Origin of the sequence: Streptomyces sp. NPDC048481, from assembly GCF_043200075.1 — a bacterium.
GTDB lineage: Bacteria > Actinomycetota > Actinomycetes > Streptomycetales > Streptomycetaceae > Streptomyces.
Map to the genome: position 1 here is coordinate 27597 of NZ_JBICXC010000012.1, position 12416 is coordinate 40012.

The 12416-nt window shown below is 74.6% G+C and carries 13 protein-coding genes and 1 pseudogene; 4 read left to right on the forward strand and 10 right to left on the reverse strand.

Annotated features, from left to right (window positions below; all coding sequences use genetic code 11):
- Nucleotides 1–277: 277 nt before the first annotated feature.
- The 4 genes and pseudogenes from ACGFSH_RS28980 to ACGFSH_RS28995 all read right to left on the reverse strand — a co-directional run bounded on the left by ACGFSH_RS28980 (nt 278) and on the right by ACGFSH_RS28995 (nt 4254).
- The gene (locus ACGFSH_RS28980; RefSeq protein ID WP_107450828.1) at nt 278–817 is read right to left on the reverse strand and encodes an NUDIX hydrolase family protein; all 540 of its coding nucleotides are present in this window, start codon (nt 815–817) and stop codon (nt 278–280) included.
- Nucleotides 818–832: 15 nt separating this feature from the next.
- Nucleotides 833–1969 carry an amidohydrolase family protein gene (locus ACGFSH_RS28985; RefSeq protein ID WP_393353628.1) on the reverse strand — a complete coding sequence of 379 codons (1137 nt, stop codon included), beginning with the start codon at nt 1967–1969 and terminating at the stop codon, nt 833–835.
- 1 nt (nt 1970) lies between these two features.
- Nucleotides 1971–3374, reverse strand: a pseudogene (locus tag ACGFSH_RS28990) (glutamine synthetase).
- An 88-nt stretch (nt 3375–3462) separates the two neighbouring features.
- Nucleotides 3463–4254, reverse strand: a complete 792-nt coding sequence (locus ACGFSH_RS28995; RefSeq protein WP_393353630.1) for an SAM-dependent methyltransferase — start codon at nt 4252–4254, stop codon at nt 3463–3465.
- Between the two features lie 122 nt (nt 4255–4376).
- On the opposite strand from ACGFSH_RS28995, the gene ACGFSH_RS29000 reads away from it, so the two are divergent.
- On the forward strand, nt 4377–5246 hold the full coding sequence (locus ACGFSH_RS29000; RefSeq protein ID WP_393353632.1) for a Cof-type HAD-IIB family hydrolase: 870 nt from the start codon (nt 4377–4379) through the stop codon (nt 5244–5246).
- A gap of 93 nt (nt 5247–5339) precedes the next feature.
- Nucleotides 5340–6674 carry an amidohydrolase gene (locus ACGFSH_RS29005; RefSeq protein WP_393353634.1) on the forward strand — a complete coding sequence of 445 codons (1335 nt, stop codon included), beginning with the start codon at nt 5340–5342 and terminating at the stop codon, nt 6672–6674.
- Between the two features lie 97 nt (nt 6675–6771).
- Here ACGFSH_RS29005 and ACGFSH_RS29010 read toward each other — a convergent pair whose 3' ends face one another.
- The 4 genes from ACGFSH_RS29010 to ACGFSH_RS29025 all read right to left on the reverse strand — a co-directional run bounded on the left by ACGFSH_RS29010 (nt 6772) and on the right by ACGFSH_RS29025 (nt 8810).
- On the reverse strand, nt 6772–7104 hold the full coding sequence (locus ACGFSH_RS29010) for a DUF3140 domain-containing protein (protein WP_393353635.1): 333 nt from the start codon (nt 7102–7104) through the stop codon (nt 6772–6774).
- A gap of 31 nt (nt 7105–7135) precedes the next feature.
- On the reverse strand, nt 7136–7618 hold the full coding sequence (locus ACGFSH_RS29015) for a Dps family protein (protein WP_393353636.1): 483 nt from the start codon (nt 7616–7618) through the stop codon (nt 7136–7138).
- Entirely contained in the window at nt 7615–7872 is a 258-nt protein-coding gene (locus tag ACGFSH_RS29020; protein WP_393353638.1) for a WhiB family transcriptional regulator, read from the reverse strand. Before ACGFSH_RS29020 ends, ACGFSH_RS29015 begins: the two co-directional genes overlap by 4 nt.
- A gap of 137 nt (nt 7873–8009) precedes the next feature.
- The gene (locus ACGFSH_RS29025; RefSeq protein WP_393353640.1) at nt 8010–8810 is read right to left on the reverse strand and encodes an alpha/beta hydrolase; all 801 of its coding nucleotides are present in this window, start codon (nt 8808–8810) and stop codon (nt 8010–8012) included.
- Nucleotides 8811–8911: 101 nt separating this feature from the next.
- Between ACGFSH_RS29025 and ACGFSH_RS29030 the strand changes: the two genes are divergently transcribed.
- Complete coding sequence (locus tag ACGFSH_RS29030; protein ID WP_393353642.1) at nt 8912–10099, forward strand: thiolase family protein; 1188 nt, start codon at nt 8912–8914, stop codon at nt 10097–10099.
- Nucleotides 10100–10183: 84 nt separating this feature from the next.
- Nucleotides 10184–10957 (forward strand): sulfite exporter TauE/SafE family protein, encoded by a 774-nt coding sequence (locus ACGFSH_RS29035; protein WP_393353895.1) that lies wholly within the window; start codon nt 10184–10186, stop codon nt 10955–10957.
- Between the two features lie 34 nt (nt 10958–10991).
- Here the strand turns inward: ACGFSH_RS29035 and cobF are convergent, their stop codons facing one another.
- Nucleotides 10992–11765 (reverse strand): precorrin-6A synthase (deacetylating), encoded by a 774-nt coding sequence (cobF, locus tag ACGFSH_RS29040; RefSeq protein ID WP_393353644.1) that lies wholly within the window; start codon nt 11763–11765, stop codon nt 10992–10994.
- Nucleotides 11766–11807: 42 nt separating this feature from the next.
- Nucleotides 11808–12338, reverse strand: a complete 531-nt coding sequence (locus ACGFSH_RS29045; protein ID WP_393353645.1) for a DUF309 domain-containing protein — start codon at nt 12336–12338, stop codon at nt 11808–11810.
- Nucleotides 12339–12416 lie beyond the last annotated feature (78 nt).

Consider the following 12416-nt stretch of genomic DNA (forward strand, 5'->3'; position numbering starts at 1 on the left):
CCGCCCTTGCGCGCCGTGCGTTCCCCGGTCTGCGGTCGTGTCGTGGCCCCCATCCGGCCAACCTATGCCATGAAGATCGGATCACCGAACTCCGGTGCGAGCACCTCCGGTTGACCGGCGGGCACTCGCGGGCGTCGCGCGGCAGCGGCCCCGGCACACGGCCGGCGTGCACGGCCGGCGGGCGGCCGCGCCGATCGCCGCGCGCCCGCCCGCCGTGCGCTGCGACGGCAGCGCGCGCGTTCGTCACGCCGGCCGGTCCGCCGGCAACCCGGGCCGGTCAGGAGGCCGAGAGGCCCACATGGGCCAGGGCCTGGCGCAGCAGGAAGCCGTGCCCGCCGGGCATCTCGCTCTGCACCGCGAGCGACGCGGCCTCCTGCGGGCTGAACCACACCAGGTCCAGCGCGTCCTGCCGGGGCCGGCAGTCGCCCGTCACCGGCACGATGTAGGCCAGCGACACGGCGTGCTGGCGGGGGTCGTGGTACGGCGTGATGCCCTGCGTGGGGAAGTACTCGGCCACCGTGAACGGCTGAAGCGAGGTCGGCACGCGGGGCAGGGCCACCGGTCCGAGGTCCTTCTCCAGGTGGCGCAGCAGGGCGTCCCGGACGCGTTCGTGGTGCAGGACCCGGCCGGAGACGAGGGTCCGGTTGACGTTGCCGTCCGGGCCGATCCGCAGCAGCAGGCCGACGCTGGTGACTTCGCCGCTGTCGTCGACGCGCACGGGCACGGCCTCGACGTAGAGGATCGGCATACGGGCGCGCGCCATCTCCAGCTCGTCGGCGCTCAGCCAGCCCGGAGTGGTTTCGGTCAAGTCAGACATTGTTCGATCATACTTTCAGTGTCCGTCGGGAAGCCGGTAGACCCGGCGGGCGTTGTCGGCCGCGGCCCAGCGTGCCAGGCGCAGCGCGTCGGTCGGGCTCAGCTCGTCGCCGTCCACGCGGTCCTGGAGCAGCTCGCCCAGTCCCCTGCGGAAGGCCAGCGCGCCGAGGGAGTAGAACTCGGCCAGACCGCAGGCGTCGGAGCTGTACAGCAGCTTGCGGAACGGTGTGATCTCCAGCGCCTCCTCCAGGACCGCCCGCGCTCGCACGGGACCGACGTGGTGCAGGGTCAGCCCCACGTCCAGGTACACCTGCTCGAACACCGCGGCCAGGAAACCGGCCTGCCGCTGGTAGGGCCAGCAGTGCAGGAGCAGCACCGGGATCGTGCCCGCCGTGAGGTGCAGCCAGTCCGTGAGATGCGTGGGATCCACCCGGTGCAGGCGGACGTCGGAGTCGCCGAAGCCGGTGTGCAGCTGCAGCGGCAGACCCAGGTCGACGGCGGTCCACAGCAGGTGCCGGACCAGCACCGGCTCGTCCAGCCGTCCGCCGCGCGCCAGCCAGCGCCGCGCGCCCCGGGCGACCTCCTCGTCCGGGGGGCGGGCCGGGTCGAGCGCGAAGCCCGTGCGGTAGGCGGCCACCGACTTGACCGCGACGACCCCCGGCCGCCTGACCGCGGCCAGCGCGGCCGACCGGAACGCGTCGGCGTAGCCGCCCGCGTCGACGCCCCGGGCGGCCACGGCCTCGGCGACCGCTTCGAGCCGGACGACCTCGTGGGCGACGGCCCCGCCCGCGGCCTCGGCCAGTTCGGCCGCCGTGGTGGCGCGGGGCGGCGCGAACCCGGTGTCGACGCAGAACACGCCGGTGCGGGCGTCCGTCAGGAAACGCCGGTTCACCTCCGCGGGGCCCAGCTCGGCGCGGCGCGCCAGATAGACGTCGGCGGGCGCGTGCCGCTCCAGATCGAGCAGCGGCGCGCAGTGCCGGCGCACGGCCACGCCCACCGGGGTGTCGAACGCCGAGATGCCGGGCAGGCGTCCGCCCTCGGTGAGCAGGGCCTCGAACCCGGGCCGGTCCAGGGGGCCGGCGACGACGCCGTGGCAGTGGTGGTCCACCAGGTCCAGCCCGGCCAGCTCCTCGTGGACCGCTCCGCCTGCCATGTCAGTACGTCCAGCGGTAGGCGGCCGCCACCTGCTCGTCGTCCAGGCCGTCGACGGCGTCGATCTCGCCCTGCCGCACGGCGGCCACCGCGTCGGCGAGGACCGGGCCGAGCGCGGTCCGCAGCACCTCGTCCGCGCGGAAGGCGGCGACCGCCTCGGCGAGCGACGTCGGCAGCCGCCGTACGCCCCGGGCGGCGGCCGTCCCGGCGTCCAGCCGCACCGGGTCCCCCCGCGTCTCCTCCGGCAGGACGGCGCCCGTGGCGATCCCGGCCAGCCCCGCGGAGATGAGGCAGCCGAGGGCGAGATAGGGGTTGGCGGCCAGGTCGACCGGTTTGACCTCCAGGTTCGCCTGCTCGGCGCGCCGGCCCGCCGTGCCCCGCACCAGGCGCAGCGCGCACTCGCGGGTCTCCAGCCCCCAGGCGGTGAACACCCCGGCCCACTGGGACGGCTTGAGGCGCAGATGGCTCGCCGGGCTGGGCGCGGTCACCGCGGTGAGCGCCGGCAGCCGGGCCAGGACGCCCGCCGTGAAGGCCTCCGCGTCGGCGGTCATGCCGTGCCGCCGCCCGCCGCCCGCGTGCAGGTTCACGCCCTCGCGCCAGGCCGACAGATGGACGTGTCCGCCGTTGCCGACGCCCCGCGCGAGGACCGCGGGGGAGAAGGACACCCGCAGACCGTGCCGCCGGGCCACCGCGCGGATCGTGTGGCGGACGAGCACGCTGCGGTCGGCCGCCGCCACCGGGTCCAGGGCGCCCACCGAGATCTCGAACTGGCCGGGCGCGTACTCGGGGTGGATCTGGTCGACGTCGACGCCCTGCGCCGCGCACGCGGCCAGCAGCTCGGCGGTGAAGGCGCTCAGCTCGATCTGCCGGGTCGCGCCGTACGCGGGTCCCGTGGTCGCCGGGACGAACTCCCCGGCGGGCGCGGAGTCCAGGCCGACCGACCACTCGATCTCGATGGCCGCCTTGAAGCCGAGCCCGTGCTCGCGCGCCGCGTCCGCGACGACGCGCCGCAGGAAGGTGCGCGAGCATCCGGGATGCCGTCCGCCGTCCTGGGCGATCCGGTCGATCGGCGCCCACGCCCAGCCCGGCTGGCCCGCCAGGACGACGAGCCGGTCCAGGTCGGGGTAGAGACGCAGGTCCCCGTCCGGGGAGCCCAGCACGTCCGTGGCGACGACGCCGTCGTGCGCGAGGAACGTGTCGAACACCGGCGACATGCCGACGCCCTACGCCGCCGCCGAGGAGAGGGCCGCCGTCGGGACCGCCTTCACCCTGCCGACGCCCGCAGTGTCGACGTAGGCCAGGACGATCCCGTGGACGCCTCTGCCGCTCAGCTCCCCGGACAGCGCGCCCGCCCGCTCGACGTCTCCGGGACGCCCGCCCGGGACGGGATCGGCGAGGGTGGTCATACGTCCTCCACAGCGGTGCGATCGGAGCGCCCCGGGACCGGCCGGGCCGGAGCGCCGCGGACCGGGCGGGGCGCGTGCCGGACGATCCTCAGGGTTTCACGGCGACCGCGCCGTACTGCGGCACCACCGCGAGGGAGTCGGCCTCCCCGCGCCAGCGCGAACACGACACCAGGCCCGGCTCCAGCAGCTCCAGGCCGTCGAAGAACGCGGCGATCTCCGCGCCGCTGCGGGCGGTGATCGGCGGCTTGGCGTTCTCGTTCCAGAACTTCATGGCCGGGATCTGTCCCTCGCCGCCCACCTCGCTGTCGTGGGTGGGGTGCGTCAGGACCAGGAAGCTCCCCGAGGGGAGGTCGGCCATGACCTCGCGGACGATGCCCCGCGCCGCCTGCGCGTCCAGGACGAAGTTCAGGATGCCCAGCATCATCACCGCGACCGGGCGCGTGAAGTCCAGGGTGTCCGCGGCCCGTTCGAGGATGGCGGCCGGATCGTGCACGTCGGCGTCGATGTAGTCGGTCACGCCCTCGGCGGTGCCGGTCAGCAGGGTGCGGGCGTGCGCCAGCACGATCGGGTCGTTGTCGACGTACACGATCCGCGCGTCGGGCGCGACGCGCTGCGCGATCTCGTGGGTGTTGTCGGCCGTCGGCAGCCCGGTGCCGATGTCCAGGAACTGCCGCACCCCGCGCTCCTCGGCGAGGTGGCGGACCGCCTGCCCGAGAAACCAGCGGTCGGCGCGGGCGATCTCCCGGATGAGCGGGAACATCCCGGCGACGTGCTCGCCGACCCCGCGGTCGACCTCGTAGTTGTCCTTGCCGCCGATCCAGTAGTTCCACACCCGCGCGTTGTGCGCGACGCTGGTGTCCAGCCGTGCCGGCCCGCTCACGTGACCGCCCCTTCCCGCGTCCCGGCCCGTGTCGAGGGCCCCAGGCCGTCATTGTGCCGCCGGATGATCACCGCTGTCCCCGGTAGGGTGAAAAACCGCCGATCCCGCACAGGAAGCACGACATGCCCTACACCCACGCCCCCGGTCCGGCCGCCCCCGAGCCGTCGGCCGGTCCCGCCGACATACGCCTGGTCGTCACCGACATGGACGGCACCCTGCTCGACGACGACAAGCGGATCCCTGCGGGACTGTGGGAGGTGCTGGAGCGGCTGCGCGAGCGCGGGGTGCTGTTCAGCCCGGCCAGCGGACGCCAGTACGCGTCCCTGGCCCGCGAGTTCGCCGGCGTGGCCGACGGCATGGTGTTCATCGCGGAGAACGGCGCCTACGTGGTGCGCGACGGCGAGGAGGTCAGCTCCGACCCCCTGGACCCGGACGTCGTCGCACGGGTCGTGGCGGCCGCGCGGCGCCTCGCGGCCGACGGCGTCGACATGGGCGTCGTCGTCTGCGGGAAGCGGTCCGCCTACCTCGAACGGTCCGACGAACCCTTCCTGGCGGAGGCGGCCAGGTACTACGTCCGCCACCAGGTCGTCGAGGACGTCACCGCCGTCGACGACGAGATCGTCAAGGTCGCCCTGTTCGACTTCGGCTCCGCCGAGGAGAGCACCGCCCCGGCCCTGGCGGCCTTCACCGAGACCCATCAGGTCGTGGTCTCCGGCGAGCACTGGGTCGACGTGATGAACCCCACCGCCCACAAGGGCGCGGCCCTGCGCCGGCTCCAGCGGGAGCTGGGCATCACCCCCGCGCAGACCATGGTCTTCGGCGACTACCTCAACGACCTGGAGATGCTGGACGCCGCCGAGTGGTCCTTCGCCATGACGGGCGCCCACCCAGAGGTCGTCCGCCGGGCCCGCCACCTCGCCCCCTCCAACAACGACAACGGCGTCCTGCGCACCGTCGTCCGCCTGCTCGACCTGCCGGTGTCCGGCCTGTGACCCCGGACGGCCGCCGCCCCGTCCCGCCGCGCGCCCCCGCCGACCGACCGGCCTAGGCTTTCAGTCAGGACGGGGGCGTGAGAGGGGTGCGCCATGCGTGAAGCGGCCGTCGTCGCCCGGCTGACCCGGGAGATCACCCCAGGGCTCGGCCCCGGGCACGTGCCCGGGAGCCTGGCGGACTTCTACCGGGACCTGCACCGCCGCCCGGAGCTGTCCTTCGAGGAGCACCGCACCGCCGCGAAGCTCGCGGGGCGGCTGCGCGCGGCCGGCTACGAGGTGACCGACGGCGTGGCGCGGACCGGTGTCGTCGGGGTCCTCGTGAACGGAGAGGGTCCCGTGGTGTGGCTGCGCGGCGACATGGACGCGCTGCCGGTGCACGAGGCGACCGGTCTGCCGTACGCCTCCGAGGTGGACGGGGTGATGCACGCCTGCGGCCACGATCTGCACGTGACCTGGCTGGCGGCCGCCGCCGAGGCGCTCGCCGCCGCCCGCGAGGCGTGGTCCGGGACGCTCGTCGTGGTCGGTCAGCCCGCCGAGGAGGCCGGGGGCGGGGCCGCGGCGATGGTCGCGGACGGGATCCACGACCGGTTCCCCCGCCCCGACGTGCTGTTCGGGCAGCACGTGACGCCGGGGCTCGCCGGGTGCTGTCCGCACACCCCCGGACTGACCCTGTCCGCCTCCGACGACGTCGACGTCGTCGTGCACGGGGTGGGCGGGCACGGCTCGCGGCCCGAGTCGACCGTGGACCCGGTCGTGACGGCCGCGTACGCCGTGACCCGGCTCCAGTCCGTCGTCTCGCGCGAGATCGCGGCGAACGAGGCCGTGGTGCTCACCGTGGGGCGCTTCCACGCCGGGACGACGTCCAACGTCATCCCGGCGCAGGCCCGCCTGGGAGTGAATGTGCGCACCCGGGACTCCCGGGTGCGCGAGCGCGTCCTCGCCGCGATCCGGCGGGTGGTGGAGGCGGAGTGCGCAGCCGCCGGCTGCCCCCTCCCGCCGGACGTCACCGTGCTGCCGGGCTGCCCCACCACCGTCAACGACGCCTGCCTGGACGGGGAGATCGCCGCCGTGCACGGTGAACTCCTCGGCGCGGAGACGGTGTTCGACTCCGGCCTGGCGCTGGGCAGCGAGGACTTCTCCCTGCTCGCTCCGCGGGGAGTGCCGTACGACTACTGGTACCTCACCGCGACCCCGGCGGCCGTCTGGGAGGCGGCGCCGGGGGAGGGGATGACGGAGAAGACGGCAGCGGTGCCCGGGAACCACAGCCCTCTGTTCGCGCCGGACCTGTCGGTGCTGGCGCCGGGCGTGCGAACACTGGTGTCGGCCGCGCTGTCCCGCCTGGCCGACCAGTCGGGTCCGGTCTGTGGATCACCGCGCGGACGGACGCGAGGGCGACAAGCTCCGCCGATGCCCGGCACGCCGGCCTGAACGACGGACCCGGGCCCCGGAGCGGCCTGACCGCCCTCCGGGAGCCCGGGTGCAGAGCCGGGGGCCACCGCCCGCCGGTACCTGACCCGCCGCCGGGTCACGGCCTGAGCGGGTCGTGGCCGATCGTCATCAGGCGGTGGCGCCGGCGCGTCTCGTCCGCCTCGGGCCCGTTTCCGGGGTCCGCCTGCTCGGCGACGGCGTCCACGACCCGGTACATGACCTCGACGTCGTCGTCGGTCAGGTCGGTGCGACGTTTCTGCAGGATCGCGAGGACATCGTGCCCGGTCGGGCTCCCCGCCTGCTCGGGCAGCGGCTCCGCGTTCTCGTCGGCGTCGCGCACCCGCAGCCAGGCGGCCAGTTCCTGCGAGGTCATGTTCACGGCGCGGTGGAAGTCCTCCCACAGCGCGTCCATCTCCAGGGCGTCGGTCATGCGGGCCTCCCTCCCGGTCGGTGCGTCCGCGTCACTTGTCCTGCGGCCAGTTCTCCGCCTCGAACATCCAGCGCTGCTTCTCCAGCTCGGCGGTGACGGCGATCAGCAGGTCCTGCGTGACCGGGTCGGCCTCGTCGGTCGCCGCGATGCGTTCGCGCAGTCGCGCGATGGCCGCGCCCAGGGTCTCGGCGATCACCGTGACGACGTCCTCGTCGCGCAGCCAGCCGTCCTTGGGGGAGGGCAGGGTGAACGCCGAGGCGATCGTCTCGGGGCGGCCGTCCGGAGGCAGTCCCAGCGCGGCGGCGCGCTCGGCCACCGTATCGGCGAAGCCGCGGGCCGTGGTGACGACCTCGTCCAGCTGGAGGTGGATCGAGCGGAAGCGCGGGCCCACGATGTTCCAGTGCGCCTGCTTCCCGATCAGGGACAGGCCCAGAAGGTCCACGAGGGTGTTCTGCAACGCGTCGAAGGTGACCTGGCGGGCGGGTTCGGGCAGCGGGCTCTTCACGACAGTCATACGGGAGTCCTCCTCTTCGCGTCATTCCTGGCTGCTCGGAGCAGTTCCGCGCGCTCGGCCTCGTCCGCGCCGCCCCACACCCCCGACGTCTGTGCGGTGTCCAGGGCGTAGGACAGGCAGTCGGGGCCGACCGGGCACCGGGCGCACACGCGTTTGGCCTCGGCGGCCTCCCGCAGCGCCGGCCCGGTCGTGCCCACGGGGAAGAACAACTCCGGGTCCTCGCCCACACAGGCGGCAGCGCGCAACCACTCCATGGGGGCGCGGGTGCCCCGGGCGCACCGCCGCAAACAGGACGTCCGCCGGTCGCCCGAGGTCAGCCCCGGTCGGCGGCCGTCCCGCGCGGACCCGCCCGGCGTGCGCCCGTGGTCCGGCTCGGGACGGGCGGTCCGCCTCAGGACGGGACGACGCCGTCCAGGAACCCCGTCACGTCCGCGAACACCTCCGCCCGGTTGGTCTCCTGGAAGACCTCGTGCCGCGCGCCCGGGTAGATCCGCTCGGTGTGCGTGCCCGCGGTCAGCCGCAGCACTCCGACGCGGCTGCCGGCCTGCGGGACCAGCCGGTCGTCGTCGCCGTGCAGCCACAGCACGGGCAGCGGGCGGACGTCGCCGCCCTCGGCGACGGTCTCCAGGGTCCGCGCGAAGGCCTCCAGCGTCGGCCGTTTCATCGGTCCGTGCCACACCAGCGGGTCCGCCGCGTAGTCCGCGCAGACCGCCGGGTCGCGGGAGAGGGCGGCGGGGCTTACGGGGACGTCGGGGATCTCGTCGTGCGCGAGCAGCCGGCCGGGCAGCTCCCAGGCGCCGATCACCGGGCCGGACAGCACGAGCGCGGCGAGCCGGTCGCCGTGGCGCTGGGCGTACCGGGCCGCGATCAGGCCGCCCATCGAGTGCCCGACGACGACGAGGGGCAGGCCGGGCCGGGCGCGGCGGGCCAGTTCGGCGACGCGGTGCAGGTCGTCGACGACGTCCTCGAAGTCCTCGACGAGCACGCGTTCTCCCTCCGACCGGCCGTGTCCGGCGTGGTCGGGGGCGTACACGGCCGCGCCGTGCGCGGCGAGGACGCCGGCGGTTTCGGCGTAGCGGCCGCCGTGCTCGCCGTAGCCGTGCGCCAGGAGGGCCGTGTACCGGGGGTGCGGGCCGGACCGCTCCAGCACGGCGATCGCGCCGCGGGTCCCGGCGAGGACGTGTCGGGGCATCGTGTCTCCAGCGGTGTCGGCGAACTGTGCGGGGATCTTCCCAGGGGGTCGGGGCGGGGTCTATAGTCGAAAACTAGCAGTGCTAATCAAGGAGTCCGCTCGTGCGTCCCGTCCACTTCGCGGCCGCCCGCCGCACCCCCGTCGGAAGACTGCGCGGGGCCCTGTCCTCCGTCAGGCCCGACGACCTCGCCGCCACCGTCATCCGCGGTCTGGTCGCCGACGTGCCCGCCCTCGACCCGGCCCGCGTCGACGACGTCTACTGGGGCGCCGCCAACCAGGCGGGCGAGGACAACCGCAACGTCGCCCGCATGGCCGCCCTGCTCGCCGGGCTGCCCGAGACCGTTCCCGGCGCCACGGTGAACCGGCTGTGCGCCTCGGGTCTGGAGGCCGTCACGACCGCGGCCCGCGCCATCGCCGCGGGCGAGGCCGACATCGTGCTCGCGGGCGGCTCCGAGTCGATGAGCCGCGCCCCCTTCGTGCTGGCCCGCCCGGACGAGGCGCTCCCGCACCGCGTGGAGACCGTCGACACCCGGCTCGGCTGGCGGCTGGTCAACCCCGCGATGAAGGACCTGCACGGGCTGCTCGCGATGGGGGAGACGGCCGAGGAGGTCGCCGCCCGGTACGGCATCACGCGCGAACGCCAGGACGCGTTCGCGCTGCGCAGCCACCGGCTGGCCGCGCTGGCCCGCAAGGAGGGCCACTTCGACGACGAACTGCTGCCCGTGACGCGTGCGGACGGCGTCGTCGTCGACGCCGACGAGTGCATCCGCGAGGACACCTCCCCCGAGAAGCTCGCCGGGCTCAGGCCCGTCTTCCGGGAGGGCGGCACCGTCACCGCGGGCAACGCCTCCCCGATGAACGACGGCGCCGCGGGCCTTCTCCTCGTCAGCGAGGAGGCGCTCAACGAGCTGGGGCTGGAATCCCTCGGCCGCTATGTCGCAGGCGCCTCCGCCGGCGTGCACCCCGACGTGATGGGCATCGGCCCCGTCCCGGCCACCCGCAAGGCGCTGGCCCGCGCCGAGTGGAGCGTCGACGACGTCCAGGAGGCCGAGTTCAACGAGGCGTTCGCCGCGCAGGCGCTCGCCTGCGTCGACCAGCTCGGCATCGACGCCGACCGGATCAACCCCAGCGGCGGCGCGATCGCCCTGGGCCATCCGCTCGGCTGCTCGGGCGCCCGCATCCTCACCACCCTGCTGCACCGCATGCGCCGCACCGGGGCGGAGCGCGGACTCGCCACCATGTGCGTGGGTGTCGGCCAGGGCAGCGCGGTCCTGGTCGAACGACACTGACGGAGCCGGTACCCCCGGCCCGGCCGGTCACCAGGCGAGACGGGCAGGGGGCGCGGAGCCGATGTGCGTAGCATCGACCTCCGCATGAACATGATGACGTTGTGGCACATCACCGGCTGGGAGTTCGCCGCGCTCGCCCTGGCGGCCCTGATGGTCGGCTTCTCCAAGACGGCCGTCAGCGGCGCCAACACGGTCAGCCTCGCGATCTTCGCGGCCGTCCTGCCCGCCAGGGCCTCCACCGGCGTCCTGCTGCCGCTCCTGATCGCGGGCGACGTCCTGGCCGTCCTCACCTACCGGCGCCACGCCCACTGGCCCACGCTGTGGCGGCTCTTCCCGGCGGTCGCGGCCGGCCTCGTCCTCGGCACGCTGTTCCTGCTGTGGGCCGGCGACGGCGTCGTGCGCACGTCCATCGGCGCGATCCTGCTGCTGATGGCGGGCGTCACGATGTGGCGGCGCCGCACGACCGCGACGGCGGACGAACCCGAGGCCGTCGCCACCCGCTCGGGCCGCCTCAAGGCCCGCTCCTACGGCGTCCTCGGCGGCTTCACCACGATGGTCGCCAACGCGGGCGGCCCGGTGATGTCGCTGTACCTGCTCTCGGCCGGCTTCCGCAAACTCGGCTTCCTCGGCACCTCCGCCTTCTTCTATCTGATCGTGAACCTGGTCAAGGTGCCGTTCAGCGCGGGCCTCGGCCTGATCGACGGCCACTCGCTGCTCCTGGACCTCGCACTCGTCGCGTTCGTCGTCCCGGGCGCGCTGCTCGGCAAGTGGGCGGTGCACCGCATCGACCAGCGGCTGTTCGAGCAGCTGGTGATCGCGGCCACGATCGTGGGCGGCGTCCAGCTGCTGCTGACCTAGGTCTGTCGCCCCGAGAGGCAGAGGGCGCCGGACGCTACTCCCGCTCCGGGGCGCGGCGCAGCAGATAGGTGTCCATGATCCAGCCCTTGCGCTCGCGGGCCTCGGCGCGCAGCCGCTCGATGCGGGGCCCGGCCTCGGCGATCGGGCCCGCGACGAGGATCTCGTCCGGGGTGCCGATGTAGGCCCCCCAGTAGATGTCGACGTCGTCCCCGGCGTACTGCCGGAAGGCCTGGTGGGCGTCGAGCATCACCACGACGTCGTCGACCCCCTCGGGGAAGCCCTCGGCGAGCCGCCGGCCGGTCGTGATCTGCACCGGCCGCCCGACCCGGTTCAGCCCCGTGCGGTGCCGGGCGACGAGCGCCGAGACACTGCTGATGCCGGGCACCACGTCGTACGCGAAGTCCACCGAGCCCCTCGCCAGGACCTCCTGGAGGACGGCAAGCGTGCTGTCGTACAGCGCGGGATCGCCCCACACCAGGAACGCGCCGCGCTCGTCCTCGCCCAGCTCCTCGGCGATCAGCCGCTCGTAGATGTCGGCGCGGGCGCTGCGCCAGTCGCCGACGGCGGGGGAGTAGTCCGCTCCGCCGGCCCGGCGGTCGCGCTCCGGGTCCCGTGCCTTGACGACCCGGTAGCCGCCCTCGGGCAGATGGGCGTCGAGCATGTCGTGACGCAGCCGCGTCAGGTCGTTCTTCACCTCGCCCTTGTCCAGGACGAAGAACACGTCCGTGTCGCGCATCGCCCGCACGGCCTGCAGGGTCAGCTGGCCGGGGTCGCCCGCGCCGATGCCGATGACATGAATGCTTCGCACGCGACGAGTCTGCCGTACCCCTCTCGCGGCGGAGGGGCCGGGTCAGCGCAGCCGCGGCGCCACGGCCGCCGCGTCCACGGCCGCGCCGGTGCGTTCCACCGTCTCCGCCAGCTCCCGCGCCCAGCGGGCCAGCCCGGCGATGTCCACCCCGTACGGCCGGTCCTCGCCCCTGCCCTCGGCCCACTCCGACACGGCCGCCGCGCCGCGCCGCAGCAGTCGCGCCCCGCCCGCGAGGTTGCCGCGGGCGGCGTGCGTGAGACCCACCGCGAGCTGGGCGAGGCCGCGCCACAGGGCGCGCTCGCCGTCGGGGCCCGACTTCCAGGCGTCCTCGAAGACCTCGTGCGCGTGGAAGGGTTTCCCGGCGTCCAGCAGGGCCTGGGCCTCGGCGACCGTGTCCGCAGGGGTGCGCACGACGCCCTCGGGCTGCCGCTCCACCCCGTTCGCGCCGTACGGCAGGGGCCGCCCGAGCCCGTCCCGCGGCCGGGCGTTGCGCGCCCGCCCCTGGCCGTCCCGGTCCCGCCCGGCGGCGTCCCGGCCGTCGCTCGTGCCTCCTGTGCCGACCCTGTGTTCCATACGGCGATTGTCCCGCGCCCGGGCCGCTTTCGGCGCAGCGCCCGGCGTGGGGTAAAGTGCTGTTCGCGCGATCAACAC

What these genes read in the sequence shown, in the direction of transcription:
- ACGFSH_RS29005 (WP_393353634.1), top strand. Translation starts at nt 5,340, where the DNA reads ATGCGTGAAGCGGCCGTCGTCGCCCGGCTGACCCGGGAGATCACCCCA.
- ACGFSH_RS29035 (WP_393353895.1), top strand. Translation starts at nt 10,184, where the DNA reads ATGAACATGATGACGTTGTGGCACATCACCGGCTGGGAGTTCGCCGCG.
- ACGFSH_RS28985 (WP_393353628.1), bottom strand. Translation starts at nt 1,969, where the DNA reads ATGGCAGGCGGAGCGGTCCACGAGGAGCTGGCCGGGCTGGACCTGGTG.
- ACGFSH_RS29000 (WP_393353632.1), top strand. Translation starts at nt 4,377, where the DNA reads ATGCCCTACACCCACGCCCCCGGTCCGGCCGCCCCCGAGCCGTCGGCC.
- ACGFSH_RS28980 (WP_107450828.1), bottom strand. Translation starts at nt 817, where the DNA reads ATGTCTGACTTGACCGAAACCACTCCGGGCTGGCTGAGCGCCGACGAG.
- ACGFSH_RS29010 (WP_393353635.1), bottom strand. Translation starts at nt 7,104, where the DNA reads ATGACCGACGCCCTGGAGATGGACGCGCTGTGGGAGGACTTCCACCGC.
- ACGFSH_RS29025 (WP_393353640.1), bottom strand. Translation starts at nt 8,810, where the DNA reads ATGCCCCGACACGTCCTCGCCGGGACCCGCGGCGCGATCGCCGTGCTG.
- ACGFSH_RS29015 (WP_393353636.1), bottom strand. Translation starts at nt 7,618, where the DNA reads ATGACTGTCGTGAAGAGCCCGCTGCCCGAACCCGCCCGCCAGGTCACC.
- ACGFSH_RS29020 (WP_393353638.1), bottom strand. Translation starts at nt 7,872, where the DNA reads ATGGAGTGGTTGCGCGCTGCCGCCTGTGTGGGCGAGGACCCGGAGTTG.
- ACGFSH_RS29045 (WP_393353645.1), bottom strand. Translation starts at nt 12,338, where the DNA reads ATGGAACACAGGGTCGGCACAGGAGGCACGAGCGACGGCCGGGACGCC.